Source organism: Streptomyces chattanoogensis (genome assembly GCF_001294335.1).
GTDB classification, from domain to species: domain Bacteria; phylum Actinomycetota; class Actinomycetes; order Streptomycetales; family Streptomycetaceae; genus Streptomyces; species Streptomyces chattanoogensis.
In genome coordinates this window covers 45,449-59,179 of record NZ_LGKG01000158.1, presented here as the reverse complement: position 1 = coordinate 59,179, position 13,731 = coordinate 45,449, and the positions used below count along the sequence as shown (strand labels likewise).

The 13,731-nt window shown below is 68.9% G+C and carries 12 protein-coding genes and 3 pseudogenes; 8 read left to right on the top strand and 7 right to left on the bottom strand.

Annotated features, from left to right (window positions below; genetic code table 11):
- A pseudogene (locus ADL29_RS28490) lies at positions 1-519 on the top strand (hypothetical protein); the annotation flags it as partial.
- 117 nt (positions 520-636) lie between these two features.
- A complete protein-coding gene (locus tag ADL29_RS45565; RefSeq protein WP_245689673.1) occupies positions 637-1,725 on the top strand; it encodes a hypothetical protein in 1,089 nt (362 codons plus the stop codon).
- Between the two features lie 91 nt (positions 1,726-1,816).
- On the opposite strand, the gene ADL29_RS28480 is transcribed toward ADL29_RS45565, so the two are convergent.
- Positions 1,817-1,999: a hypothetical protein gene (locus ADL29_RS28480; protein ID WP_157878596.1), complete on the bottom strand. Its 183-nt coding sequence runs from the start codon at positions 1,997-1,999 to the stop codon at positions 1,817-1,819.
- A 28-nt stretch (positions 2,000-2,027) separates the two neighbouring features.
- Here ADL29_RS28480 and ADL29_RS43725 point away from each other — a divergent pair, with 28 nt between their 5' ends.
- The gene (locus tag ADL29_RS43725; protein WP_157878595.1) at positions 2,028-2,225 is read left to right on the top strand and encodes a hypothetical protein; all 198 of its coding nucleotides are present in this window, start codon (positions 2,028-2,030) and stop codon (positions 2,223-2,225) included.
- Positions 2,226-2,797: 572 nt separating this feature from the next.
- On the opposite strand, the pseudogene tpg reads toward ADL29_RS43725, so the two are convergent.
- Both tpg and ADL29_RS28470 read right to left on the bottom strand, forming a co-directional pair.
- Positions 2,798-3,061 (bottom strand): annotated as a pseudogene (tpg, locus tag ADL29_RS28475) (telomere-protecting terminal protein Tpg); the annotation flags it as partial.
- Between the two features lie 20 nt (positions 3,062-3,081).
- On the bottom strand, positions 3,082-3,405 hold the full coding sequence (locus ADL29_RS28470) for an ArsR/SmtB family transcription factor (RefSeq protein WP_053926440.1): 324 nt from the start codon (positions 3,403-3,405) through the stop codon (positions 3,082-3,084).
- 92 nt (positions 3,406-3,497) lie between these two features.
- Between ADL29_RS28470 and ADL29_RS28465 the strand changes: the two genes are divergently transcribed.
- A complete protein-coding gene (locus ADL29_RS28465) occupies positions 3,498-4,313 on the top strand; it encodes an MFS transporter (RefSeq protein WP_053926439.1) in 816 nt (271 codons plus the stop codon).
- An 877-nt stretch (positions 4,314-5,190) separates the two neighbouring features.
- Positions 5,191-5,931 carry a class I SAM-dependent methyltransferase gene (locus tag ADL29_RS28460; RefSeq protein WP_053926447.1) on the top strand — a complete coding sequence of 247 codons (741 nt, stop codon included), beginning with the start codon at positions 5,191-5,193 and terminating at the stop codon, positions 5,929-5,931.
- A 185-nt stretch (positions 5,932-6,116) separates the two neighbouring features.
- Here the strand turns inward: ADL29_RS28460 and ADL29_RS28455 are convergent, their stop codons facing one another.
- From ADL29_RS28455 to ADL29_RS28445, 3 genes are all read right to left on the bottom strand, one after another.
- A complete protein-coding gene (locus ADL29_RS28455) occupies positions 6,117-8,270 on the bottom strand; it encodes a UvrD-helicase domain-containing protein (RefSeq protein WP_053926438.1) in 2,154 nt (717 codons plus the stop codon).
- A gap of 70 nt (positions 8,271-8,340) precedes the next feature.
- A complete protein-coding gene (locus ADL29_RS28450; protein WP_053926446.1) occupies positions 8,341-9,558 on the bottom strand; it encodes an McrC family protein in 1,218 nt (405 codons plus the stop codon).
- Between the two features lie 5 nt (positions 9,559-9,563).
- Entirely contained in the window at positions 9,564-11,396 is a 1,833-nt protein-coding gene (locus tag ADL29_RS28445) for a DUF4357 domain-containing protein (RefSeq protein ID WP_053926437.1), read from the bottom strand.
- 221 nt (positions 11,397-11,617) lie between these two features.
- On the opposite strand from ADL29_RS28445, the gene ADL29_RS28440 reads away from it, so the two are divergent.
- Positions 11,618-12,256: a hypothetical protein gene (locus tag ADL29_RS28440; protein WP_157878594.1), complete on the top strand. Its 639-nt coding sequence runs from the start codon at positions 11,618-11,620 to the stop codon at positions 12,254-12,256.
- Positions 12,257-12,378: 122 nt separating this feature from the next.
- Here the strand turns inward: ADL29_RS28440 and ADL29_RS28435 are convergent, their stop codons facing one another.
- Complete coding sequence (locus tag ADL29_RS28435; protein ID WP_245689672.1) at positions 12,379-12,636, bottom strand: hypothetical protein; 258 nt, start codon at positions 12,634-12,636, stop codon at positions 12,379-12,381.
- 61 nt (positions 12,637-12,697) lie between these two features.
- Here ADL29_RS28435 and ADL29_RS28430 point away from each other — a divergent pair.
- Both ADL29_RS28430 and ADL29_RS46705 read left to right on the top strand, forming a co-directional pair.
- A pseudogene (locus tag ADL29_RS28430) lies at positions 12,698-13,539 on the top strand (helix-turn-helix domain-containing protein).
- A gap of 66 nt (positions 13,540-13,605) precedes the next feature.
- A complete protein-coding gene (locus ADL29_RS46705; protein WP_425424289.1) occupies positions 13,606-13,710 on the top strand; it encodes a DUF397 domain-containing protein in 105 nt (34 codons plus the stop codon).
- Positions 13,711-13,731: the final 21 nt, after the last annotated feature.

Genomic DNA, 13,731 nt, shown 5'->3' with positions numbered 1-13,731 from the left:
CGATCTTCACACCAGACAGGTGCCGACAGCCAGCACGAGCACGACATCACCCGCCCACGCCACCCCCGCGACCAGCATGTTCAGGATGAACACAACTCATTGGAGTGCTGGTCGAAGAACCTGGCCGATGAGCGCCGCCGGCTGCAGGAGCTGTCCGCGCACGACGCCGACCTGGCCATGGAGACCTGCCTCTATCTCAGCTACCGTGCCCTGTCGAGCGGCGCTGCCCGCCTCTTCCGCTTTCTCGGTCTGCACCCCGGCCCGTGTGTTGAACTCCAGGACGCCGGCGTGCTGGCCGGCCAGGACACCGAACGCACTCACCGTCACCTTGCCGAGCTGTGCGACGCCCACCTCCTCGAGGAACATGCCCAAGGGCACTATGTGCGGCCGGAGATGGTGCGCATCTACGCCGCACAACGCGTCGCGGCAGAGGAGCCACAGCACGCCCGGGACCAGGCGGCACGGCGTCTGATCGCCCACTTCGCCCAGCACCGGGAACACCGGGTGTCTCCCTGCTGACGGGTGTCTCCCTGCTGGCGCCGCAGCGCCGTGCGACAACCCCTCGTTCCCGCCCTGACTGCCGTCCTCCGCTTCGCCCCCGCTGCGTTGTGATCCACCAGTCGCCATGCAGCGAGGGTGCGGCATCAGAGCGGTGCGGGGGACGAGCCGTTCGCCGTGTGCACCGATCATGCGGCGTTCGGTCGCGACGAGCCTGGCACGGCGAACACCGGCGTGATTGACCTGACGGTCCGCTACACCCCGGACGCCGAGTACCACCTCGCCGAAGGACTGCCACAGTCGCTGTCTCTGACGTTTCCCCTGCCGTACTTGACCCGGCCCTTGTGCATCTACGCGCTGGTGATGCTCCCTCACCTGCCGGGTATCGACAGAAGGGGCGTACGGCGGTTGAAATCAGGGTCGTTGTGGAACGTCCCTGGACGCGGACCGGATGGCGAACCCTGCAGGGAGGTGGCGTACCTGCCGCAACCGGCAGCCGACCTCCGCGTGATCGCCCGCATCACCGAAGCCGAGCGGGAAGGTCGGCTCGGCGAGGGCGATGAACTCCAGGTCGGCCTTGCTGGTGCCGAGGATAAGCTCGCGCAGATCGACCGGCGGTCCCAGAAAGCCGGCGTCGACGAAAGCCACCATCAACCTCGGGATGGCTATGCCCAGAAGCGGGGGCCATTGAGCACCGACACAGATCGAGTTGACCCAGGGCACGATCTGAGCACGTGGCCGCTCGATCAGCTGCGCACATACATCCACGCCGCCAGCGGTCAGCAGCTTGAGGCAGCACGTGCCGCGGCGCAGGGGCATGCCTACGACTCCACCCATCCCAAGGAAGTCCGTCGCCAGTGGGCGAAGCTGTCGTTGCTCGCGAACCGGCGCATGCTCACCGACGGCAAAGGGCATCACGCGCCGGTTACCCGGCAGGACTTCATGCTCCGGATGTGGGTGATCGACCGGCTGGGTCCCGATGACACGGACCCCAGCTGGAGCCCCGAAGCGCTGGCGTCCGACACCCTCGCGGCACTGGCATTCACGCCCGCACAGGCCGCCGCTCTCGCGGGCAGCTGGCGTGACCTGGCCATCGAGCAGATCCGCGAGCTGCGGTGGCACAAGAACCTGACGGCCCATTTGGACAGCCTGGTCGGCTACCTGGCACCTGGCCCCACCCGCGACCAACTCGTTGCCTGGAGCGCTACCCGTCAGCGTCTTCCCTGACCGCCCCGGCCGACCAGGGCTGACCGGCCCAGTTGGAGGTCTCGCCGGCCCCGGACTCGTCCGCGCTCTCGGTGAGCTCGTCCATGGACGATCAGCGGAGTTCGACGGTGATGCCGACACGTGCGAGGAGCCGGAGGACGTCATCGACGTACGGCGTTTCGCCCGCCGTGTCCACGGTCACCGCGGCGAGCGCGCGCCGGGCCACCTCGGCGTCGTGCCAGACCAGCGTGAACGGCGCGGGCGGAAAGTCCCCGCCGCACGGGCAGCCGCGCACAGAGCCGCCGTGGCACCAGGAGCTGCAGATGGCCCGCACGCTGATGGACATCACCAGCGAGGATTTCCGCCTTGAGGACGAGCGCGATGCCTACCGGGCGGCCCTGGAGCAGGTCGTCGCCGCGTGGTTCCCCGCTCGATCCGGCACAGCTGTGGCACGGACTGGACGTGTCACCGGCCCGCGTTTGTGTCTTGGGCCTTCGATCTCTGCCGGGTTGAATGCGTGAGCTGCCGGTACCCGATCACCACGCGAACCAAGATCGCCGATAGGGCGGCACCGGCCACAGCGAGGGCGCCTCGTTCCCACCAAGTCACTCCGGGACCTCGGGCAGTGAACGCCCCGATCAGCATCAACGGCCCGAAGAGGAGCAGCAGGAAGATCCGCCAGTTCGTCCACTGGGACCAAGACTGTCGTTGATGACCGTCAACGTCCACTGGGAAGATCCAGGCGGCAAGCCGCATGGACCGCGATGGCTTGGAATCGTGTTGTCGGTCGCCAGACATGGAACAAGTGTCGCAGACAGCACAAATCGGAAGATGGGACTTGGGGGCGGTGGCCTGCGCGGGACAGGCCGTACCGCGGCCCGACGACGCCCGCTCCGCTGTCGTCGCACCGGGCGCTTCGGCTCGGTTATCGATTCCCGTGCTGACAGGTCACGGATCCAGCGATCTCGGCAAGGTTCCAACTGACGTGTCACGGCTCACGTCCGCACCGACACCCCGCAGCTCGGCTCAGCTCCGGAGTGACAACAAGCCTGCCAATGTGACAACTAGCGCGCTTCGGCTCAATGGCCAGGGATTCGGTGAATCCCTGGGCGAGGATTTCGCGCATCCGCTGGTCGCTTGCCCCAGTAGCGCGGGCGTCGAACAGGCGCTGCGCGTACGACGCGGGAAGGTGGACGGTCAGCCGGCGGAAGCGGTCGTCGTCGGTCGTGCCGATCGGCGCGGTGTAACCGAATCGGGCCCTGGTCTCCACCGTGATGCCGGTGCCGGTGCCGGTGGCAGCCTGCGCGCGGCGGCGCTTGCGCACCTGGGGCTGCCAGCAGGTCCGTACGGCGGCGTCGAAAGGGTTGCGCGCCCGGCTCAGTGCTCAGCCGCGTGCTCGGCATGGAAACTGCCGACAAGGGTCTCCAGCAGGCCCGGATAACGGCCGTCCAGGTCGTCTCTGCGCAGCGAGATCCAGCAGCGGGTGCTCTCCGAGCGGGTACGGGTCACCCCGGCCTCCCGAAGGATCTTGGTGTGGTGCGATGCCGTCGACTTGGGGGTCTCGCCGCTGAGTTCCCCAGATGTGTACTCCCGCCCGTCCATCAGCCGGGCGACCATGCCGAGCCGTGTGTCGTCGCTGAGCGCGTACAGCACGTCGGTGAGCCTGATGTCCCCCGTCTCGGGGTGTCGGTAGCTGCGCACCTCACCAGGATCGCACACTCGGTCGCCGACACACCTCCCACCTGCTATGTTCAATGTTCTCGAACTTCGAATATCGAGAGGAGTCACGGCGCATGCGTCGCATCCTGCTGCTGGCCCTGGGGTCGTTCGCCCTCGGGCTGGACGCCTACGTCATGGCCGGTCTGCTGCCGGTCGTCGCCGGTGACCTTCATGTCTCCGCCTCGGCCGCGGGCCAGATGGTCACCGTCTTCACGCTCTGCTACGCCCTCGCGGCCCCCGTGTTCGCCACCGTGCTCGCCGGGCGGCCCGCCCGCGTGATCCTCTCGCTGGCGCTCACCGTCTTCACGCTCGCCAACGCGCTCTCCGCGGTGTCGACTTCACTGACCATGCTGCTCATCGCGCGCGCCGTGGCGGGCATCGGCGCGGGCGTCTACTCCCCGCTCGCCGCGGCCACCGCCGCCTCCCTCTCGCCTGCCGAGCGCCGTGGCCGGGGACTGGCGATCGTGGCGTACGGCATCGCCACCGTCATCTTCGTCCTGCTGATCGCCTCCGAAGCGGTACTGCCCGGCGTCGCCGCCACTCACTGGGGCCTGATCCTGCCGTTGATCGTCTGGGGCGCCTCCGGCTGGGCCCTGCAGGTCCCCCAGCAGCACGAACTGATCGCGGCCGAGCCGGAGCACAGCGCCGTCGCCGTCTCACTCAACAGCTCCGCCGTCTACCTGGGCAGCGCCACCGGTTCGGCGCTCGGCGGTCTCGTCCTGGTCTCGGGTGTGGCCCCGGCCGGCCTGCCGTACTGCACGGCGGGGGTCGCGCTCGTCGCCCTGGTGCTGCACCTGACACTGGTCCGCTGGGGCCGCAAGCGGCCGCGGCCGGTATCGGCTCGCAGGACCGCGCCGGTCACAGAGGCCAAGACCGAGGTCTCCGCGTAAGCAGGGCCCGCCCCCTTCCTGGATATTCCGCTCGCCGCCCCGAATGCGACCGGCCGTGGCCGCAACACAGCCGTCATCAGGCGGGCCTGCTCAGCGGCCGGCGACGGCCGCGCCGGTTCGGCGACGACGTCCTGGTCCTGGTCGTGCTCGCCCCTGTCCCCATCGTGCTCCGCGCCGGCGGACCAGATGACGGACAGCCGGCCGGCGGACGCGATACGGACATCCTCGCCCTCGGGGTCTCCGGCGCCCCACTCGCGGAAGCCCCGCTGGTCGGCTGCGGTCGTCCGTAGTCGGTTCGGCGTCCTGCAGCGTGACGTCGAGGCGGGTGCCGGCCAGCGTGGTGAACGTGACGCGGTCCTCGCCGGGTTGGGCGTTGGCTGCGAGGATGTGCGGACTGTCGCGCAGCACGTCGGCGATGCGGACGGCGTCGTGGTCGGCATAGAGCAACCGGCTCTTTTCGCGGTCGATGGCGGTGTGACTGAGCACTTGAGCCGGCCAGTTGAGCGTCGCGGTTGGCTCCGTCGGAATGCTGGGGGGAGCGGATTCCTCGGTCGTCGGCTGCGACCAGGAGGGCGAGGGTGCCCTGCCCAGGTGCGCAGCTTCATATCCAGGTCCTCCTCCAACAGCCCGACCACCGCCCGCAGCGCCACCACCCCGCCGCGCGCCGTAGAGCGCACCGACGTTGTCCATCATCCGCTCGATCCCGTACGCCCACCCGTACACACGACCGGGACGATGCCCGGATCTTTGTGGGTTCTGCCAGTACGCCGGCCTTCCGCGGTCCGTAGAGACTGCCAGTCGGAGGCCGCGGCGTGCCCCGGGGACGGGGGACCGTGCCGTGGCCAAGGACATGACGAAACACGGGGAGGACAGCGCTGTGAGCACGCAGCAGTACGACGAGATCGGTGAGGCGTACGAGGGCTTCAAAGCCCTGCCATTGGAGCAGTACGCAGTGGTGCCCAGCTTCCTGGCGATGGTCGGGGACGTGCGCGGCAAGTCGGTCCTCGACCTGGCCTCCGGCACCGGCTTCTACAGCCGGGAGTTCAAGCGGCGCGGCGCCACGAAGGTGCTCGGAATCGACATCTCCGGCGAAATGGTCGCCGTGTCGGAGGCGTTGGAGAAGGCCGACCCGCAGGGCATCAGCTACGAGGTGGGCGACGTGTCCGAGCTGCGGCCCTTCGAGCAGCGCTTCGACATCGCCCTGGCGGTCCAACTGCTCAACTACGCGCCGGACACCTCCACCACCGAGCGGATGTGCCGCAACATCCACCGGAGCCTGAAGCCCGGCGCCGAGCTCTTCGTGCTCAACCAGTCGCCCGACTTCCGCTTCGACGGGCCGACCCCGGAGAAGTACGGCTTCCGCAGCGTGCTCACCGGCGAGGAGGTCGAGACCGGACCGCAGGTCCGGACCACGGCGCTCCTCGACCCGCCGGTCTCGTTCGTCGCCAACCGCCCGCGCCGCGAGGTCTACGAGAAGTGCCTGCAGGCAGCCGGATTCAGCGAGCTGACCTGGGTCCCGCTGACCGTGTCGGAGGCCGGCGTGCGCGAGTTCGGCGCGGACCACTGGGCTGACTTCCACGCCAACCCCCCGCTGGAGATGCTGCGCTGCCGCGCTTGACGACCTGCCGGACATCCGGTGGCCCGCCCTCTGGAATTCGCCCAGGGGCCGGGCCACCGATCCCTCGGCGAGTTCGAACGGAGCATCAGGCGACTTGCCTAGCTGAGCGAGCAGGCGGTGGCGCTGGCACGGGATGACCTCATCACCGGAGCCCTCGCCCCGCAGCCCGCTGACGCCTCGGACTCCTAGACCAGCGCGGTGGGGAGGAAGGGACTCGGCGACCCGCTCCACGACACGTGCAGCGCCTCCCGCGCCCGCGTGCACGCCACGAAGAGGACGCACCGCTCACGCAGCATGTCCGCATCGTGCTGAAGCCGGTCGACCTCGGGAGGAGTGATCTCCCTGCCGAAGGGCACGGCGCTCGCCGTGGCGCCCAACACGGCGACGCAGCGGAACTCCAGCCCCTTCATCGCGTGCATCGTGGCCAGGCGCACGCCCTTGGTGCCCGCGTCCGGATTGTCCTTGACCCGTACGGCGGGGATGCCCGCCGCCTCCAGACGGTCCCGGACCTTGTCCAGCAGCAGGTTGAAGCGCGCGCACACGGCGATCTCGGCAGGCCGGATTCCCTGCTCCATCCACTCCGCGATCCGCTCCACCAGTGCGGTGACCTCGGCATGCTCCGAGCCGTACCCGCCGACGTGTGGCTTTCTGCCGTGCAGCAGCGAGCGGTAGCCGGCCAGAGTGTCGGCGCCCTCGCCCCCGAGGTCCCCGACCGGCACCGTGTCGAGGATGCCCGTGGACCAGACCAGGATCTCCTCGGTGCTGCGGTAGTTGATACGCAGCCTGCTGGACCGCCCCTTCACCGAGATGCCGAGCGAGCCGAGCGACACATGGGAGTCGTAGATCCTCTGGTGCGGGTCACCGGTGATGAACAAGTCATCAGGACCCGGCGCGACCGCCGCGCGCAGAACACGCCACTGCGCCGGGTGGAGATCCTGTGCCTCGTCCACGACGACATGGTCGTATCCGTGCACGGACCGGTCCGCGCTGTCCTCCCCGCCGAGCAGCCGGGCAGCCTCGTCGCACACCTGAAGATGCGTGCTGGCGCCCTGTGCAGACAGCGCGGACAGGAACGCCTCGATGCCCCACCACAGCTGGGCTCGCTTCAGCGGCCCGAGCGCCGTCCCCCGTCCCCGCCGGGCAGCCTGCAGATAGTGCTCGGCGGACCGTATGCCCTGGGCGAGGACGACATGCCGGTACTCCTGCGCCAGGAACTGCTCGGTCCACGGCAGCCCGAGCCGCTTGACCACCTTCTGCCAGATACGCCGCTCGTCCTGGTCCCCGATCGGCGACACCGTCCGCCTGCCGAGTTCCCGGATGATGCGATTCGCGTAGGCGTTGACGGTGGTGACGTCGACACGGGCAAGCTGCTCGTCGTCGTCGAGGAGCAGCGCCAGGTTCTCCCGGAGCGCTGCGGCGAGCGCGTTGGTGTAGGTCGTGAGCAGGATCCGGGTGTCCGGCGCACGCGACAGCAGGTGCTTGACGCGGTGCAGTGCCACAACCGTCTTACCGGTGCCCGGTCCGCCGGTTACCTGCACCGGACCGCCGTACGACACGCGGTAGGCCATGCGGCGCTGCGAGGGATGCAGGAAGACCCGCCAGGCCGCGAACGGCTTCTCCAGGATGCCGGCCAGCTCCTGCGGCCCCGTCACGAGGGTGATGCGGCTGACGGTGTTGGAGATCGCGGACGCCAGATCCTCATCGGGCTCGGGGGCAGCGTCGGCGGGCCTGCGGGCGGCGACCACATCCCGGTAGACCTCCTCCGGCGAGAATCCCTCCGCCAAGAACTGCAGCACCTCGAACTGGTCCTCGGGCAGCAGACTCCCGAACGCCTCCAGCTGCGGCTTGTCCACGATGGTCCGCGCAGCCCTCAGCACCTGGTCATCGATGCCGAGTTCCCGCAGCACCGTGTCGGAGTGCTTCGCCAAGACCAGCGAGGGCGCCTCGGCGGCCGCCTTCTCCAGCGCGGGCGTCAGCTGCTCGATGGCGACGACATTGCGGACCTCCAGGCCCCGGGTCGCCGTATTGACGGTGTAGAGCCGCTTGGCCGCCCAGCTGTACGCCGCATCGTGCTTGACGACGTTCAGCAGCAGGAACACATCGCTGCCGTCGTCCGGGGCGAGGACGACACCCCGGAAGTTGTCGTTGATGCGGATGGTCCGCATGCGCGGGTCGCGCGAGTTCTCGACGGACTCCAGGTGCAGTCCCTTGTCGGCGTGCAGTTCCGCTACCGAGAGCCGCTCGAACTTCTCCATCGCTTTTTTGACGCCCGTCCTGAGCGGCTTCTCCAGTGCGTCGTAGCTCTCCCAGAAGGAGTGGGCGAAGGCGAGTCGCGGCACGCGGAGGCTCCTCGGAGTGCGGGTTCGGGGGCTCGGGGATTCGCGGTCACTGACAGACTGTTGAATGATCTTACGAGTCGCGCTGTGGGCCCAGGGCACCGGCCAGCCTCCGCACCTGAGCGAGCAGCCTGGCGGGCGACTGGTCCAGGTCAAGCGCGTGCTGGTGGATGACGATGCCCGCATGCCGGATCCGATGCGCCGTGTGCGGGGCGTTGCCCTTGGCGTACACGAGGTGTCCCTCCGGAAGTCCGAGCGCCGTGCAGTACGCCAGCATCTGATACAGATCGGCGTCCGGGAATCCAGCGCGCTTCTCTGCCTTGTACTTGGCATCGACGACAGCCTGCGGGCCACCCCTCGCGCCGTAGAGGACGAAGTCCGGCTTCATGCGGATCTGCTGCGCCTCGTCGAGGTGGTGGGGGTCCTGCAACCGGCAGCGTCCGCCGCCGGTTGCCAGTGCCTCGCGCAGGGCGACGGTCACGAAGTCCTCGAAGAGCTTGTTCATGTCGAACAGGAACCCGCCGACGCGGAGGGCTCCGGCCAGGTGCTCCGCGGACGCTCCGCGGAGGATGACCTGGGCGAGGTGGAGCGCGTGCCGATATCGGGAGTTGAGCCGTGTCGGATACCAGGTGGGCAGGGCCTTCCCCAGGACGAGCGGGGTGCTGTCCGCCAGCCGCGCCTGCTGGTGCAGCAGTCTGCGCCGGACGTCGCCGGGGACGCCGGGCAGGCGCAGCAGCCGCTCGATGGCGGCGCGCAGCAGCTGATTCTCCGCTATGTCTGTGGTGAAGTCGTCGTACGCGATCTCGACCGGTATCGCCGCCCCGAAACGCCGCCGTATCTGCTCGGCCTCCCTGATCCGGCCGCGTACGACGAGGGCGCTGTCCTCCACGGTCCGGTAGCCCTGGAGCAGCCCCCGCGCGAGGGCCCGATCCACCTGCCGCTCAAACGCGTGCGCGAGGGCGGGAAGGAGGTCGCCGTGCTCGGCGACGTCCACGTCGCCGTCCCGCCAGCCCTTGGGGTCGAGGCTGTAGCCGAGCAGAAAGAACAGCCGGGCGATGGGCACCTTGGGCCTGATGCGTACGGTGACCGGATCGCCGCCGGGCACGTCGACGCGTACGGCGCCGACCTTGCTGCCGGCCTTCAGCACCCACTGACCGGGCCCGTACGGGTCCGGGGCGGCGTCGACGATTCGCGAGGCGGCAAGGGCCCGGCCCACCGAATCCGGGAGGCGGCGGGGCAGCGGCGGGGCGTGCTCGGTGACCTCGATGACGGCAGGGGCGCCGGCGGTCACGGCAGTCACGGCGCGGGCTCGTCGGTACCCGCGGCGAGGGCGGCGCGGAGCGCCGTCAGCCCGTACCGCTTCTCGATGTCGACGCCCTCACCGTAGTGGTGCTCTTCGAGCAGCGGCAGGATCTTCGTACGCCAGGTGCGCTCCAGCCCTCCATCCCGCTGGACCCCCTCCTTCATCAGGTACGAGGGACCTATGCGGAAGTCGGCGTCGTCGATACGGGAGTTGAGCTCGTCCAGCAGGTCGGCGGGCTCGCTGTCCCTGCCCTCCTGCGTGAGCCAACGCCGCAGCAGCCCGCTCGTCGGCTCGGTCCGCGGCGACAGCTCGACGAACGCGAAGCGGCGCCGCATGGCCGCGTCGACGAGGGCGATGGACCGGTCGGCTGTGTTCATCGTGCCGATCACGAAGAGGTTGGGCGGCAGGGAGAAGTCGTCGCCCGAGTAGGTCAGCCGCAGGCTCTGATCCCGGTACTCCAGCAGGAAGTACAGCTCACCGAATACCTTCGCCAGATTGGCGCGGTTGATCTCGTCGATGATCAGAAAGTGCGGGACGTGCCGGTTGCCCGCGCGCGAGGCCAGGTCGGCGAGTTCGCGAAGCGGTCCGGCTGCCAGCCGGAAGGCGACCTCGCGCGTCTCAGGATCCTCTTGGGGACGGAAGCCTTCGAAGAAGTCCTCGTACGCGTACGAGGGATGGAACTGCACCAGCTTCACCTGCTCTCGCCCGCCACCCAGGAATTCGGCGAGTTCGAGCGCGAGATGCGTCTTGCCGGTTCCCGGCGGCCCATACAGGACGATCTGCTTCTCGTCCCACAGCAGGTCGCGGACCTCGCGGAGCCAGTCCCCCGAGTGGACCAGCAGCTTCTTTCTCAACTCCTCACCAGGAACGGGGAGTTCCAGTTTCCTGCGAGCGGTGATCGCAGGAATCTCCAGGCTCTGGCCCCGGTCGGCCGCCTCGGCCTCCTCGATGAGCTCCTCGTCGCTTATCCCGAGGCCGTCGATGAGGTCCTTCACCGCGGTCAGGTCGACGACATCGTGCTGCACCGAAAGCTTCTGCTGGAGCTCCCCGGGAAGGTCCTCATATGCGTGCCCGTTGTCCGCCCAGTCCACCGGCCGTCGCACATTGGAACGCCCGTCCTCGGAGGCGACCTGCTCGGCGGATCCGGTGATCTCTCCGACGTAGAGACGACCTCCGGAGATGGTGCACACGGTGTCGCCCGGCCTCATCCGGGAAAAGAAGGAATGCAGTTCCTCGACGAGTTCCAGCTTCTGGTTGTACGTCGCTGTGGACGCGTAGTCCTCCTCGACGGCCGTCCGCAGCCGGTCCTTGCTCGTACCCTGCTCGACGCTCTGCCGCAGATGCCGGGCGGCGAGGGTCACCAGCCCTTCGGGCAGCCACAAACGCTGGACGAGATCAAGGCCGGAGACGTTGGACCCCCGCACCAGCCAGGCTCGGTTCGGGCCCCACGAGACCTGCTCAAGGTAGTCGGCCAGCGGATGGCCCTCCGCGGTCTTCCACTGCACCCATCCATTGCTGCTGCTGCCGAGCAGAACGGCAGCCGCCGCGGACGGCGAGTTGAACGTGGTGGTCACCGAAAGCTCCAGGTACCCCGGCCAGGTCTGGGAATCCTGGATCGTCCCCTCCGCGACGAGCTGCTCCCGGAGCCGGTAGGCGAACGGCATCTGTGTGCGGAAAGAGGGAACGACGTCCTTCCGCACCGGGGACCCCCCGTAGACGACGAACTTCTGGCTCCCGTTCGTCCCCTTCTCCGCCAGCAGCCGCCCTCGGGCTTCGGGCCCGCCGTTCGGCAGCCGCAGACGGAACTCCGGGTACTCGTCGGTCATCGGTCCCCCGCTCACTTCGTGGATGAGGTCGAGATCGGTACACGGCGGCCTCGCCCATCAGGCCGAAACCACCGTCACGTGCGATCAGATGAGTATTCTGAGGTACGCGGCGCGTGATGTTGACCGCCCGCACATTTCCGGCCACGCCCTCGGGCGGCGCGCTGGGCGAGAGGAGAAGGGTGGAGAGCAGACTGCCCGCACGCACACACCACATTGAGGACATGCTTGCGGCTGTGCCGATGTCCGTCGCGGAGCTGAGGCGAGCGGTGGGCCGGTTCGAGACGGACACCGCCGGGATGGTGCTCGCGTCCATCCGCACCGCTGAACGGGCATTCGCCGAGCTCGATGCGTGCGACACGGTCATCGACGAGGCCGGCGCGCGGGGTGAGAAGGCCGCCGCACGGCTGCGGGAGCTGCTCGCTCTGGAGGCTGCGGATGACGTCGGCGCCGAGCTGGACGCGCTCGAGGCCACGGCCTCGGAGGTCCGGCGTTCCATGGCGGTGCTCCAGCTGATGAACCGCATCCTGGGGCGGGATGCCGACGATGAAGGCGCCCCGCAAGCCGTGGTGCGTCTCGCCGAGGATGACCTGCCGCCGCTTCCGTCCTCGTACGACGACGGCGAGTACGACGACCTGATGGCCATGGCCGACCGTGAGGCGGAGCTGGCACCGCGGCTGGAACACGCCCACCGGCAACGTGTCTCGCGGGTCGCCGCTCACCTGGTCAACGTCGTCCAGGGCGTCGCCCGGACGGGCTTCGCCGACGAGCGCTTCGCCCGGGATGCGCTGCACGAAGCCCGCCGGTGCTACGAGCTGTGGCGCCGGTGCTTGGCCGAACGACGGCGGGATTTAGGCCGCTAGACCGTTACGGCCGGGGCGTCGGCAGTCAGGCGGACGGCCTGCGTCTGGAACCCTGGCCTCGGCCCAGACGGCCTTGCCACCTGGCAGGTACGGGGCCGTGGCCAAGCTGTCGGTGAGCGCGACTACAGCAGCAGGCCGCGGCCGGATTCGCTGTCGGTGGCGGTGATCGTGCCGGAGACCGGCGCGGGCCATCGCTCGCCCCGGGCGTCGGTGACCTCGATACGGAGCATGCCGGGCCCGGCTCCGGAGCCGGGAGCGTAGGCCAGCGCGAGCCGGAAGTCACGGCCGCGTACGCACCCGTGCTGCGCGGCATTCGCGGCGAGCTCGGCGAGCAGCCGTGCGAGCCGGGCACCGCGCCGTGTGGACGACAGGAGCTGCACGAACGTACGTACGGTGAGTTGAGCGCGGGGGAACCAACGCACGTCCCGGAGGTGGCCGCCTATGACCGACAGCACTGACCCAACGGCCTGCGACGGGGAGCGGGAGCCGGACCTCTCCGACAGCCTGCGGACCTTCGGGGCCTTCGTCCAGGCGTTACGCGAGCACGCCGGCCTCAGTCGGGCCGACTTCGGGGAGCGGGTGCGGTTCTCCAAGCACACGGTGGAGTTGGGGCGCCGGATGCCCGACGAGACCTTTGTCGAGCGGGCGGAGGCTGCCTTGGGCAACACGGGTGCCCTGCGGAGAGCGGCGAAACACCTGACGCGCGGCGAGCCGGGGCTGGCGGCGTGGTTCCGGCGGTGGGCTCGGCTGGAGCGGGTGGCCGTGAGCCTGTGTACGTATGAGTGCAGGCTGGTGCCGGGGTTGTTGCATTCGGAGGGCTACGTGCGGGCCGTCTTCGAGGGGACGATTCCCTTGCTGACCGACGAGCAACCGGAGGCTCAGGTAACTGCCCGCATGGAGCACCAACTCATGCTCCGCGAACGTCCGCACGTTGCGTTCAGCTTCATCGTGGAGGAGTCCGTGTTCCGGCGCAGGTTCGGTGACACGGAGCAGATGCGGGAGCTCATCGACCACGTGTTGGAGCTCAGCGCACTACGTAACGTGACGCTTCAAGTCGTGCCGCTTGAGGCCAGGTTGCCTGCATGCCTGGACGGTCCCGTGCAGCTGCTTGAGACGCCCGACGGCCGACGGCTTGCGTACGCCGAGGGGCAGCAGAACTGCCGGTTGATCGCCGACCGATAAGAGGTCACTCTCCTCCACCAGCGCTATGACACAGTGCGCTCACAGGCCCTGCCCCCAAAGACTCTCAGGGTCTGCTGGAGCGACTGCGAGGAGCGCAATGAGCACGACGGAACTCGCCTGGCTCAAGTCCAGCTACAGCTGCAGCCAGGGAGACAGCTGCGCGGAGATTGCCATCACGGATCAGCCGGTACTCCAAGGACCTGGCGGGGCCGCATCTCACCATCGGGCGCGACGAGTGGGAGCGGTTCGTAAGCTACGTCGCGCACGGCTGAGCCCCTCTGCATGCTCAGCCG